Annotated in this window: 8 protein-coding genes; 4 read left to right on the top strand and 4 right to left on the bottom strand. The window is 49.9% G+C overall.

Features of this window, described 5'->3' with window-relative positions; genetic code table 11:
• Positions 1-57 precede the first annotated feature (57 nt).
• The gene (locus AB3R30_RS08835) at positions 58-825 is read right to left on the bottom strand and encodes a Uma2 family endonuclease (protein ID WP_458648808.1); all 768 of its coding nucleotides are present in this window, start codon (positions 823-825) and stop codon (positions 58-60) included.
• Between the two features lie 197 nt (positions 826-1,022).
• Between AB3R30_RS08835 and AB3R30_RS08830 the strand changes: the two genes are divergently transcribed.
• A complete protein-coding gene (locus AB3R30_RS08830; RefSeq protein ID WP_458648807.1) occupies positions 1,023-3,431 on the top strand; it encodes a C2 family cysteine protease in 2,409 nt (802 codons plus the stop codon).
• A 114-nt stretch (positions 3,432-3,545) separates the two neighbouring features.
• Positions 3,546-4,025, top strand: a complete 480-nt coding sequence (locus tag AB3R30_RS08825; protein WP_458648806.1) for a hypothetical protein — start codon at positions 3,546-3,548, stop codon at positions 4,023-4,025.
• Between the two features lie 14 nt (positions 4,026-4,039).
• On the opposite strand, the gene AB3R30_RS08820 is transcribed toward AB3R30_RS08825, so the two are convergent.
• Positions 4,040-4,717, bottom strand: coding sequence for an SOS response-associated peptidase (locus tag AB3R30_RS08820; RefSeq protein ID WP_458648805.1), 678 nt, complete (start codon positions 4,715-4,717; stop codon positions 4,040-4,042).
• Positions 4,718-4,865: 148 nt separating this feature from the next.
• On the opposite strand from AB3R30_RS08820, the gene AB3R30_RS08815 reads away from it, so the two are divergent.
• Positions 4,866-7,190, top strand: a complete 2,325-nt coding sequence (locus AB3R30_RS08815; protein WP_458648804.1) for a Tex family protein — start codon at positions 4,866-4,868, stop codon at positions 7,188-7,190.
• Positions 7,191-7,240: 50 nt separating this feature from the next.
• Here AB3R30_RS08815 and AB3R30_RS08810 read toward each other — a convergent pair whose 3' ends face one another.
• The gene (locus AB3R30_RS08810; RefSeq protein ID WP_458648803.1) at positions 7,241-7,636 is read right to left on the bottom strand and encodes a carboxypeptidase-like regulatory domain-containing protein; all 396 of its coding nucleotides are present in this window, start codon (positions 7,634-7,636) and stop codon (positions 7,241-7,243) included.
• A 180-nt stretch (positions 7,637-7,816) separates the two neighbouring features.
• On the bottom strand, positions 7,817-10,411 hold the full coding sequence (locus AB3R30_RS08805) for a pre-peptidase C-terminal domain-containing protein (RefSeq protein WP_458648802.1): 2,595 nt from the start codon (positions 10,409-10,411) through the stop codon (positions 7,817-7,819).
• A 450-nt stretch (positions 10,412-10,861) separates the two neighbouring features.
• Between AB3R30_RS08805 and acs the strand changes: the two genes are divergently transcribed.
• Positions 10,862-12,829 carry an acetate--CoA ligase gene (acs, locus tag AB3R30_RS08800; protein WP_458648801.1) on the top strand — a complete coding sequence of 656 codons (1,968 nt, stop codon included), beginning with the start codon at positions 10,862-10,864 and terminating at the stop codon, positions 12,827-12,829.
• Positions 12,830-12,989: the final 160 nt, after the last annotated feature.

The following is a 12,989-nucleotide window of genomic DNA, read 5'->3' as shown; positions in this document are numbered from 1 at the left end:
AAGCTCATTAATTAACCATTTAAGTAGCAGGTTAATCAAACAAAATGAGTTTTGTATCTAGGGGTTTTCAGGGTCGATTCCCAGTTCTCGGAGTTTAGCGGCAAGGCGATCGGCACGCTGCGCTTCCTGATTTGCCCGTTCAGTTTCCTGATTTGCCCGTTCAGTTTCCTGATTTGCCCGTTCTTCTCCCATTAATAGTAAATTACCATTGAGATCCCACCAGCGCAGCCAAGGCAATTCCATATTTTGGTAGGTGCCATGCCAAATGCCTAGTTCAATTCCCAGTTGGGGAATGGGATAGTGTCCGCGATCTCCAGCAGGAACCCGCTGAAACTGGTTTTCAACATAGTGATAAAGCTCAATACTCGCTTTTTTCACTTCGTAAATGCCATAAAATGCGGGACGAATGACCTGTTCATACACCCAAAATTTGCCCGTCCAAGGAGTTTTATCCCGCTCTTCAGAACCATCACCAGAGACAAATTCTAGAAGCACCAGCGGCGCAATGTGTTCTCGCCACAGCACATAAGAGCGGCGCGGCTGTCCATCCAATGTTGCGGGCACATGGGGCACATAAAACCAGTCGGGGGCTTCGGCTCCTCGTTCGGGTGGGTCAGTGATGCGCCAGTAAATGCCGGAATCTTGCCCAATGCAAAAATCGCCTTCTGGATGTAAGGCTTGCAACGTCGCCCAAATCGATTCGGTGAGGAGAATGCTTTGGGGATGCTCCTGAAAGTTTTTCACAAAAGTGCCATCAGAGTCGGGAAGTTGGGTGTGGTCTGGAAAGGCAGCCCCAACTTCCGCAGAAAAAGAGGTGGAGGTCATGGCAAATAACGCCCTTGGGTAGCCAATTGCTTCTTATTGTAGGGGTGATTTGAACAGAATGCTTAGGGCGATCGCGATTCACAAAATTATCACTGCATAAAACTGGAGTGGGCAAACGTATGGATGAGTAGAGCGAATTGCGCCAGTAAATCACAAACTGGACAGCGCTTCAACTATCCTTTAGCCCCCTTACCATCATGTTTCCAACCTCTCAAGACCAAGCTCAACTGAATACTTTCGGAACTTCTACCCTTGCGGCTCCCCTCCAAACCACTGCTGTGATGCCCCAAGCCAGCGCAGCCTACGGGTTAACCGACACTAATCCACTATCCTCTATGGTTGGTTCTAGTGCCCCAATCACCGCTGTGAACAGCCCAGTTATATCAATCATTGATCCGAGTCTTGTTCTCAGCCCTATCTACTTCACCAATAATACCCTCGGTACTGCCACCAATTTAGGCAGTCTCAGCAGTACCCTAACGCGCAGTGGCTCAGTCGGTAGCACTGACATTATTGATTACTACCGCGTTAGTCTAGCTGGGGCTGGGTCTAGCCTTAACCTCACCCTTACAGGCATGACTGCCGATGCCGATTTGCAACTGATTCGGGATTACAACAGCAACGGCATTGTAGATTCTGGTGACGCGATCGCCGCTAGCAACCGGGGCAGCAGCAGCGATGAATCCATCAACCTGCATGGGTTAGCGGCTGGCGAATACTTCATTGGAGTAAAGCGCTTTTCTGGCGACACGAGCTACACTTTGCGCCTATCGCCCGATTTCAAGAGCAATCTGCTAGCCACAGAAAACAACGTTGGTACACTGATTGGCACTGAAACGTTTACCAATCCTAGCTATAGCGAAGGGGAAACTTTCGATCGCCGCAACGGTATTAGTTCCACCGATACATCCGACTATTACCGCTTCAGCATTGGCAGCATTCGTAACGTTTCTCTAGGATTAACTGGAATCGGTGCGGGTACTGACTTAGATATGCGTCTCATCCGCGACTACAACAACAACGGCGTGATTGATGCTGGCGAAGAACTGGCATCCTCAAACCACAGTTCCAACTGGAATGAAGCGATTAACAAAAACCTGGAAGCAGGCGACTACTTTGTCCAGGTAAATCGCTATAGTGGCGCTTCTACCTATAGCCTGAAGATGTCTGAAACGGTTCCCCAAGTGCGGTTTACAGTGAACCAAGTGATTGCAGGCAACAACCCCGACTCTGGCTGGTTTGGGGATGATGCCGATTACTATGCTCGGATCACTGTGAATGGTGCAACTACTACCACTGGCGTAGTCAGCAACGACAATAATATTTCTCCTAACTGGCAGTTTACCCAAACCGTGAACAGCCGCTATGTCAACATTACGGTGCAACTGTGGGATAGCGATGGTGGTTTGGCAGGCTCTGACGATCGCATTGATATCGATTCTAGAACAGGCTACCGCGATCTCAACTTGACCTATGACTTGATCACTAATCAAGTGACAGGCGATGCCAACGGGTTAGGCGGTCGGCGGCTATCGGTGAATGGCGCAGGAGACGGCGATCGCGCTTCCATGTACTTCACTGTAGATAGCGGCGACTGGTACAACATGAACTTGCGCGATGCCGATGTGATTGACCTGACCCGCAGTTTTGCCGCAGATGGCACCCTTGATCGCAAAGATATGATTGCCATCCTGCGCGATACTAAAGATGGTAGCGTCATTGACTCTACGGAAGTCACCGACCTAAAACGCATCCTCAGCAGCCTCGGCTACATGATGCCCGACTACGTGGAAAATCTAGCAGGCAAAGTGGTCAACGGTGATCCAGCAAACCCCCGATCTGGAATTGGCAACCTATTTGCAGGCAGCACTAGCACCCAAATGGAACGACTGATCGGCAAATGGTTCTTAGGCAACGATCGCCCAGATGCGGCGGCGAGTTCTACCTATCGCTACGTCAGCGGTTCTCTCTTTCAAGGCGGAGCGAACATAAACGACATAGACCAAGGGGGCGTGGGTGATTGTTACTTTGTCGCAGCGCTGGCATCGGTGGCTGACAACAAGGTCGGTTACATCAACAATATGTTTATCGACAATGGCGACAACACCTATACAGTCAGATTCTTCCGTAATGGGGTAGCGGATTATGTCACCGTCGATCGCTACTTGCCTGTAAACGCTAGCGGCAACGCGGTATATGCAGGCTGGAATGGAGGTTCCTACACTGAAACCAACAACGAACTATGGGTCGCCCTTGCAGAAAAAGCTTATGCTCAATTGAATGAATCAGGGGGGATTGGTCAGAACAACACCAACACCTATGCCGGAATAGATGGGGGTTTAGCCTACTTACCCATGCAGCACCTCACAGGGCTTTCCGCCTCCAATCCTGGCACTTCCGCTAACAAAGCAGACATCATTGCCAAAGTGAATTCTGATAATCTTGTTTCCTTTGGGCGACAAGGACACGCTTATGCTGTCACTAGCTACAATGCGGTAACTGGAACGTTCCATCTGCATAATCCTTGGGGACACAGCCATCTAGATCTCACCTGGGCACAACTACAAAGCACTGCTAGCACTGGATGGCACTTCACTAGCACCTGATCGTCAATCTCGGTAAACGCTTTTCATTCGTGCTTTTCACTGATGCAATAGGAGTGGATGTCGATCTGCTCCTATTTCCTTCTCAACCAGGAATCTCATATGCAAGTCAGACTCATGAAAGCTTCGTTAGTACTTGTTGCAGGAGCGATCGCCGCAAGCTGCACCCAGTCTTTATCCCAGACTCATCATCAACCTTTACCCACTTTTTCTCCTATGTCTCTCAACTCCGCCATAATCATTAATCAAGTGACCTTACAAGTTCGCGAAGAAAAGTTTTCTCCCGATGGTGTTGCCCCTCAAAGCGATCGCGATGTTGGTTTTGCAGATGTCTTTTTGTCGATTGAAAATCTCAAACAGGAGCAGGTAAGCTTAGTTATTAAGCAGATTCAACTGCTCAATGCTGCAAACCAAGTGCAATTGGCAACACAACGCCCCACTGAAATTCATTTGAATCCGCTCGAAAGTTCAGTCAATGATTTTCATCTAACCAATCAAACTGGCTTCAAAGGCAGTAAAACCCTGAAAGCAGTCATCACCTATCAAGTTGGCAATCAGACTCAAACCATAGAATCCACGACAGTTGAAGTGCAGTGATAGACTAGATTGCCTTATTCTGCTGGAAGCGGTTCAATACACTCCGGGCGATCGCTACTTACTCGATTCACCTTCTTACTGACCGGATAGGCTGCCATTTCATCTGCTGGATAAGGACGCAACAGCGGCAATAGCTGAGATGACACATTCAAACTTGGATCGATCCACTGATCATAGTCATCTGGGTGAAGCATCACCGGCATTCGGCGATGAACTGGGCGCACCACCTCGTTTGCCTCAGTTGTCAAAATGGTACAAGTCTCCAGAATCTCATTTTGGGGACTTTCCCACTGTTCCCATAAACCCGCAAAGGCAAAAGGCTGATCATCTTGCAGGTGAAAGAAATGGGGTTGCTTAGCGCTTCCAACGCGCTGCCATTCATAAAAGCCATCTGCCAGAATCAAACAGCGACGATGGCGAAACGCTGCCCGAAACGAGGGTTTCTGTGCGACTGTTTCGGCTCGTGCATTGATTGGCTTTGCGCCCAAACTCGCATCCTTCACCCAAAAGGGAACTAGCCCCCATTGAAACACTCGAAATCGCCGCTGGGATGATGGCTTTGGCTGAGTCACTGCTGCAATCAATTGAGTTGGCGCAATGTTATAACGCGGCGGCGAATCGGGCACAGTCTTAAGCTGAAACTGTTTCGCGATCGCGTCCGCAGATTGCCGTTGAGTATAGCGTCCACACATAAAAGCAATATCGAATGATGAATGTTGAATGTTGAATGTCGAGTATTGAATATTGCGTTTGTAATTCGCAATTCGTAATTCGTAACTCGTCCTTCTCTTCTATCATAGGAAACACCCCGACCAAGGGTAGTCTTTCTTACGATAGGTCATGCTAAATATTTCTCAGCTATTGGCAACAGAGCTTTCTCTACAATCGTTTCAGGTAACAAATGCGCTGGAACTGCTGGCGGAGGGGGCAACGGTGCCGTTTATTGCGCGGTATCGCAAGGAGCGCACAGGGGAAATGACGGAAACTCACTTGCGAGGCTTGTTTGAGCGATTTGCTTACCTAACGGAACTGGAGGAGCGTAAAGGGTCAATTTTGGCGGCGATCGCGCAGCAAGGCAAACTCACTGATGAACTGCAAGTCAAAATTTCTGCTTGTTTACAAAAGACAGAACTGGAAGATTTATATCTGCCCTACCGCCCCAAGCGCCGCACTAGAGCCGCGATCGCCAAGGAAAAAGGCTTGGAATCTCTAGCCGAATTGATCAAATCGCTGAATACGCCGATTGCAAAACCGCGATCTTTGGAAGAGGAAGCTGCTCGGTATGTTTCGAGTGAACGGGGAGTTCTGGCGATCGCGGATGCGTTGAGCGGTGCCTCGGATATTTTGGCGGAAGAAATGGCAGACAAAGCGACTCTACGTGCCTACTTGCGCGATTTTTTGCTGCGGACTGGGGTATTTACTTCGCGGATCAAGGGCGATCAGGCAGAAGGCAGCACCAAATTCGAAATGTATCGACAGTATCAAGCAGCGGTCAAATCGATTCCTTCGCATAATCTGCTGGCGCTTTATCGGGGTGAAACTGAAGGCGTTTTGGATGTGACACTAGACTTTGATGAACAGACCGTGCAAACCTATTTAGCTTCTCAAGAAATCCATACAAAACAACCGGAAATTCGCAGCTTTTATCAAGCCATGCTAAAGGATGCATTTAACCGCTTGATGAAGAATTCTTTGCTGTCTGAAGTGCGAACTATAAAAAAGCAAGAGGCAGATATTGAGTCGATTAAAACCTTTGAAGCAAACTTACGGGAACTGTTGCTATCCTCTCCAGCGGGAATGAAACCTACACTCGCGATCGACCCTGGTTTTCGCACGGGTTGCAAAGTGTCTGCACTGGATCAAACTGGTCAATTTTTGGAATATCAAACCATTTTTCCCCATCAATCTGCCAATCAACGAAACCAAGCAGCGCAAACAGTGAAGCACTTGCTAGAGAAACATCAAATTGAGCTAATCGCGATCGGCAATGGCACCGCAGGAAGAGAAACCGATGACTTTGTGAAGGAGGTGCTTAAAACTTTGGATAAAAAACCGATCGCGGTCATGGTGAATGAATCGGGAGCCTCAATTTATTCCGCAAGTCCGGTGGCGATCGCAGAGTTTCCCGATCAGGATATCACCGTGCGGGGAGCTATTAGCATTGGTCGCCGACTGCAAGATCCGCTTGCCGAACTGGTGAAAATCGATCCGAAATCGATTGGTGTGGGGCAATATCAACACGATGTTGATCAAAAGTTGCTGAAAAAGAAACTGGATGACACCGTGGAAAGTTGCGTCAATTATGTTGGGGTAGATTTGAATACCGCATCGAAAGAACTGCTGACATTTGTCTCTGGAATTAGCGCCGCGATCGCCAACAATATTATCGCTTACCGCAACGACCATGGAGCCTTTCGCGATCGCCGTCATTTGCTCAAAGTTGCCAAACTGGGACCCAAAGCTTTTGAACAAGCCGCTGGTTTTTTGCGAATTCGCGACGGTAAAAATCCCTTAGACAATACTGCCGTTCATCCCGAAAGTTACCACTTGGTGGAAGCGATCGCCGCTGACCTCAACGTGCCCCTGACCCAACTTGATCAGTTTGCCGAGAAAATCAAAACCGTTAACCTAAAAAAATACATCACCGATACCGTAGGCGAACCGACTCTGCGCGACATTTTGGCAGAACTGGAAAAACCCGGCAGAGATCCTCGCGCCGAATTCAAATACGCCACTTTTATGGACGGTGTGAAAGAAATCAGCGATCTAAAACCAGGACTGGAGTTAGAAGGCGTGATCACCAATGTGGCAAACTTTGGCGCATTTGTAGATATTGGGGTTCATCAAGATGGTTTAGTGCATGTTTCTCAACTGGCAGATCGGTTTGTTAGCGATCCGACCCAAATTGTGAAAGTGGGTCAGGTGGTGAAAGTGCGGGTGTTAGAAGTGAATGAGCAGCTAAAGCGAATTAGTTTGTCTATGAAATTGGGTGAAATGAAATCGAGCGAAAATCCTGTTAGTAGCCAACTGCCTATCCCAGCAAAAGATCGCCCTCCAACAGCAAAACCGCAAGCCAAACCGCAGCCGCAAACTCAACTCAAACAGCATCCCACATCACCCACTCTGGAAGATTTGCAAGCTAAATTTGGCAAGAAGCGATCGTAAATATCGTTCAATCATTTTGAGTTCCCAACGATCTGTATTTTGCTACTCGGTTACTGGCTCACGGCGCGCTTTAGCTTTATATCCAGCCGCCGCGTGGCAACATGGCATTCAGCTTTAGAAACCTGAACGTCTTTAAGTACAGTTGAGCGATAACCAGGCGCTGAAGCAGTGACGGTATACCTGCCAGGTCGTTCAAACGCGCCTCCATAAATAGTTTGTCCAGAGGCAGTCGCTCCTTGAACTCGCAGGGTCTCCTGAAAGGTGCTTTCTTGAATCACAATTTGGGCTTCAAGAGCGGTTTTTGTTTTGGCATCCGCAACCGTGGCGGTAATGCCGGGTTCAAAACTGGGAGTACAGGGTTTCATTGGTTTTGCCTGAGTATAAGTAGATGAAAACGTGAGGGCGATCGCACCGAGGGCGATCGCAGCTTGATTTAGAGACAACATGGGATTTAAACCAAAAAGATACTTGAGAGACAACATGGGATTTAAACCAAAAAGATACTTGCTCCAAAAGACTTTAATCAATCAACCATAAGTTCCCCAGATTTTGTCAGGACGCTCTAGGAACGTCCTGACAGTTTTGTCAACCAGTTCAGTCAACCCAAACTCTCTGGAATCAATCGGTTATGCCAGCATCGAGCTACCAGAATGTAGATTTGCCACATCCGCGTTATTTCTTAATGCCCAGGCTCGCCGCACTGCCGCATCCGCATTCACCAGCCCTCGACCGTAGGTGCTATCTGCGCCAGATGCGCCCAGATCCATCGCCGTGTCAATCAAAATCTGGCGCACCTGCCCACCCGTCAAACTAGAGTTGGCGCTCCAGACTAGCGAGGCAATTCCCGCCATATTCGGGTTAGCACAGGATGTACCCCCAAAGTAGCCCATGCTGCCATCTCGATTCATCGCTGGCGAATTGGTTGCTGCCATCAACACACCCGTACCGTAGTTTGAGTAAGATGCCCGATTCACGGAACTGGCATTTGTTAAGCCATTGACTGTCGTTGAGCCGGTACTTGCAAGTGCCCCAACCGCAATCACGTTGCTGTGGGTGTTTTGCAAGCGGGCAACTCCAGCGCTGAAGTAGGCTTGAGTCGGTATGCCCCATCCTTGATAGTCGATGTCTTGCTGGTGAATGCTGGTGTCATCAATGTGGCGATACCCATTCCCAGCGGCAACGGCAAAGACTGCAATATCCGAGTTACCAGAAACCAGCGCTTCAAGTTGGGCTTGAGTGCCTCCACTGTTTAGCCAGCTTTCACCCTGCACCCCGCCCTGAAACACCACTCGCATACTGTTCGCTCGCGCATAGCTGATCACATTTCGCACTGCTTGCTGAAGCGAAACTCCATCGTATACATCATTAACGTAAACGCTGCTGTTCCAGTTCACCCCAGCCACACCAGAGGCGTTGTTTGCCGTCGCCGACATCACACTGATGGCGCTATGTCCATGACCAGAATCACCTGCTGCACCGGAGATTAAGCGACCCGTTGCCATATCAAACGTGCCGCTTGCTCCACTGACCAAGCCAGTATCTAGGGAAGCCAACAGCACATTGCTAGACCCTTGGGTAAACCGCCAAGCGCTGTCTACATCGGAAACATGTAGGTTCCACTGCTGTCCGTAGAAAGTGTCATTGGCGCGGGCTTGCAGTTCAAAGCGACTTCCGTCTGAGAAGCGTAGATTCTCAATCCCTTGCATGTAGATTTCGCGCCCATCTGCCAGCGTGACGTAATCAAAGGCAGTGCCTCGGAAGGTTGCCTGATACCAAGTCGAGTTGGTCAACGGATTGAAGCTACTCAAGCTCAAGCCATTAATGCTCGCCACTTGAGCGCGATCGATGCCCAAATTCAACGTGTCGGTGCCGCCCCGTCCCTGAATCACGGTGCCTGTACCTGCGGCTGCCGAGTAGTTAAAGGTGTCAGCCGTAAATGAACCCGTGCTGCGTCCCCAAGCCAATACATTCAGAGCGCTTGAGCTTGAGTAAACCGCGTTGCCGCTCGATTCATACGCCACAGCCCGCAGCGTGTAACTACCGGCTGTTAATCCAGGGAAGCTTGCCAGGTTGACGACAGCGTTATAAGTGCTGCTGCCAGTCCAACTGCCAAGGCTGGTAACGGCTCCGGTACTGCTGATGGCTTGTAATCCGACGCTAGAGGCATTGACTCCAGTTGCCAAACTATAGTTAAAGCGGAGCGCTCCCCCTTCAAAAACGGTGTTGTAGGTGTTGTCGCTGGAAGCATCGTAGGTGTTGGCGTAGCTGAAGAAACTGGACGGAGTGCCCATATTCAGCGTGTAGCTAGTATTGGCGGAACCAAACCGATTCACGCGAACGTGGTAATCGCCAGCCGTCAAATCTGAGAAGTTGATCGATTCAGAGGCACTGCTGCCGCGATATCCGCCGCGAAGTACTTCTCCCGTATCAACAACTCCGTTAAAGTTTGCGTCTCTAATCAGTTCCAGGTCGGCATCTGCACTTAGCCCTGTTAGAGCAAGGCTGACATTGCTAGAAGCTCCCAAACTGAAGCGGTAGAAATCTTGAGTATCACTATCGCCAACCCAACCCGTGAAAATCCGATTTCCATTTAGGTTGCCGGAGGAGTAGGAGTAGCCAGAACCACCGATGTCATAGGCAGTTGTGAGGGTGTTGTTTGCTTCGATCGCATAGCCTGAACCCGCGCTGGCGGTTAGATTCAGCGAGTAGTTGGTGACAGCGTTACCGTAGGGATAGACGCGAACGTAGTAGCTGCCAGATCCTAATCCTTGTAAATGAATTGTCTCTGAGGTACTGCCTCCCCAGCGAGAGGACTTGAGAACTTCCCCAGCATCTATAGTGCCGTTGAAGTTGCGATCGCGGATGATTTCCAAGTCGGCATCTGCTGATAAGCCAGTAAGAGAGACGCTGAGGTTGCTGGTGCTACTGAGGTTGAAGCGGAAATAATCCTGGTCGCCAATCCAATCGATCGCCCCAGTTGTTGTGTAAGTGCTGAGAGTGCCAATGTTGGTGGCTGCACTTAACGTATCTCCATGCGGGGGCGGCGGCATGAAATCGGGCAGGATGGGGAGAGCCGCGCTGGCTCTAAATACATTTTGTTGGAATGGAGAGTCTAGCCCATAGGAGCCTGTAGAAAATAGTTGGGGGGCTGCTTGGAGTGCTGTGCTATCTGGAGTAGTGCCAAAGACTTGGTTGGTGGGTTGGGATTCAAACGGGGGCATAACTTGTTTCCTCTATAGAAGTAAAAACACATGGATGGGTGACCAGATGAGTCATGGACTCTGGTCAGGGGGACTGATCAAACAGGGAAAATTGCGGAGTGGTAGTCTTGGCGATCGCAAAAGGATGTGCGATCTTGTCTCACATCCCTGATAACTTCATGCTCAACTGCAATGGAGTTTTTGAAGAAAAGTGGATGTAGATACCTTCCTCTAAGGACGATACTGATTCATCGCTCAAATTTCCTGTATTTATGCAATTGATAGGCACAACTTTTTAGTGAGCCGAAACCCAAACAACAGCCGACATCGCCACATCACCCACTTTGGAAGATGTGCAAGCTAAATTTGGCAAGAAGCGATCGCAATCACTCTAAATTCTTTCACCCTCAAGGTGATCAGCCTCACTCATTGCGATCTAAAATCTAGAATCGCCATTCTACAATCACCCTCATGCCTCAGCCCACGATCGAATCCATCCTGCACGAAGAGCGCCTGTTTCATCCGGTTGCAGAATTTTCTCAGCAAGCCCAAATCAAAAGCCTGGAACAGTATCAGCAGCTTTATAACAAGGCAAAGGCTGACCCGCAAGCGTTTTGGGCAGAGCTAGCAGACACCGAACTGCACTGGTTTCAAAAGTGGGATACGGTATTGGATTGGCAGCCACCCTTTGCCAAGTGGTTTGTGAATGGCACGATCAATATTTCCTACAACTGCTTAGATCGACACCTGACGACCTGGCGACGCAACAAAGCCGCGCTGATCTGGGAAGGGGAACCCGGCGATTCGCGCACGTTAACTTACGCCCAACTGCATCGGGAAGTCTGCCAGTTTGCCAATGGTTTGAAGCAATTGGGCGTAGAGAAAGGCGATCGCGTCGGAATTTACATGCCAATGATTCCCGAAGCGGCGATCGCTATGCTTGCCTGTGCCCGCATTGGTGCGGTACACTCCGTGGTGTTTGGCGGCTTCAGCGCCGAGGCATTGCGCGATCGCCTGGTAGATGTGCAGGCAAAACTAGTTGTAACAGCAGATGGCGGTTGGCGAAAAGATGCGATCGTGCCGCTGAAAGAGCAAGTAGACAAAGCACTGGCGAATAATAGCGCTCCTAACGTTGAAAAGGTGCTGGTGGTGCGGCGGACTGAGCAGCCCATTGATATGGAACGCGATCGCGACCATTGGTGGCATGACCTGCAAGCCGGAGTCTCTGCCGACTGCCCCGCCGAACCCATGGACAGCGAAGATATGCTGTTTGTGCTGTATACCTCCGGCAGCACGGGCAAACCTAAAGGGGTCGTCCACACCACAGGCGGCTACAACCTCTACACCCACATAACGACAAAGTGGATTTTTGACCTGCAAGATACCGATGTTTACTGGTGTACCGCTGATGTCGGCTGGATTACCGGACACAGCTATATTGTCTACGGTCCCCTTTCCAACGGTGCCACCAGCGTCATGTATGAAGGTGCGCCCCGTGCCTCGAATCCTGGCTGCTTCTGGGATGTGATTGAAAAGTACGGCGTGAATATTTTTTACACTGCGCCCACTGCCATTCGTGCTTTCATCAAAATGGGCGAACATCTGCCCAATGCCCGTAATCTTGACTCCCTGCGGCTATTGGGCACTGTCGGCGAACCGATCAACCCCGAAGCCTGGATGTGGTATCACCGGATTATTGGCAAAGAGCGCTGTCCCATTGTGGATACCTGGTGGCAAACGGAAACCGGCGGCATTATGATCACGCCCCTTCCTGGCGCAGTGCCCACGAAACCCGGTTCAGCAACGCTGCCGTTCCCTGGTATTTTGGCGGATATTGTGGATTTGGAAGGAAATTCCGTTCCGGCAAACGAAGGTGGCTATTTAGCGGTGCGGCATCCGTGGCCAGGGATGATGCGAACGGTGTATGGCGATCGCGATCGCTTTCGTCGCACCTATTGGGAACACATTCCGCCCAAAGACGGGCAGTATCTTTATTTTGCGGGAGATGGTGCCCGTCAGGATGAGGACGGCTACTTTTGGGTGATGGGGCGCGTAGATGACGTGATCAACGTGGCAGGACATCGACTTGGTACGATGGAAATTGAGTCAGCGCTGGTGTCTCATCCATCGGTTGCAGAAGCCGCTGTAGTCGGTAAGCCTGATGATCTCAAAGGAGAAGATATTGTGGCATTTGTGACCTTGGAAAATAATATTAACGCTAGCGATGAATTGAAAAATGAACTGAAAAAACACGTCGTTCAGGAAATTGGCGCGATCGCCCGTCCTGGTGAAATCAAGTTTGCTGATGCCCTACCCAAAACGCGATCGGGTAAAATCATGCGGCGGTTACTGCGATCGCTGGCGGCTGGCGAAGAAATTTCTGGCGACACCTCCACCCTAGAAGATCGAAGCGTTTTGGAAAAACTGCGCGAGGGTTGAAGAGAGGGGATGGGCGTTGCTGAATGCAAGTATGATTTCTGACCGTAGGGGTAGGTCTTGTGCCTACCCTGCCAAAGATTGAGGGCAACCACAAGGGATTGCCCCTACAAATTTCATCCTCAGATTCGGCAATGCCACATGATGAAGCCTGCATACTTGT

This window comes from Sivoneniella epilithica UHCC 1019 (assembly GCF_040830845.1).
Classification (GTDB): Bacteria; Cyanobacteriota; Cyanobacteriia; order Leptolyngbyales; family Leptolyngbyaceae; genus ULC077BIN1.
Note: the sequence above shows the minus strand (reverse complement) of the source record. Positions and strands in the feature narration are given on the sequence as shown.

Bases quoted from the DNA above. Each gene is read 5' to 3' on its own strand.
- AB3R30_RS08820 (WP_458648805.1), bottom strand. From the start codon at position 4,717: ATGTGTGGACGCTATACTCAACGGCAATCTGCGGACGCGATCGCGAAA.
- AB3R30_RS08810 (WP_458648803.1), bottom strand. From the start codon at position 7,636: ATGTTGTCTCTAAATCAAGCTGCGATCGCCCTCGGTGCGATCGCCCTC.
- AB3R30_RS08805 (WP_458648802.1), bottom strand. From the start codon at position 10,411: ATGCCCCCGTTTGAATCCCAACCCACCAACCAAGTCTTTGGCACTACT.
- AB3R30_RS08815 (WP_458648804.1), top strand. From the start codon at position 4,866: ATGCTAAATATTTCTCAGCTATTGGCAACAGAGCTTTCTCTACAATCG.
- AB3R30_RS08825 (WP_458648806.1), top strand. From the start codon at position 3,546: ATGAAAGCTTCGTTAGTACTTGTTGCAGGAGCGATCGCCGCAAGCTGC.
- acs (WP_458648801.1), top strand. From the start codon at position 10,862: ATGCCTCAGCCCACGATCGAATCCATCCTGCACGAAGAGCGCCTGTTT.
- AB3R30_RS08830 (WP_458648807.1), top strand. From the start codon at position 1,023: ATGTTTCCAACCTCTCAAGACCAAGCTCAACTGAATACTTTCGGAACT.
- AB3R30_RS08835 (WP_458648808.1), bottom strand. From the start codon at position 825: ATGACCTCCACCTCTTTTTCTGCGGAAGTTGGGGCTGCCTTTCCAGAC.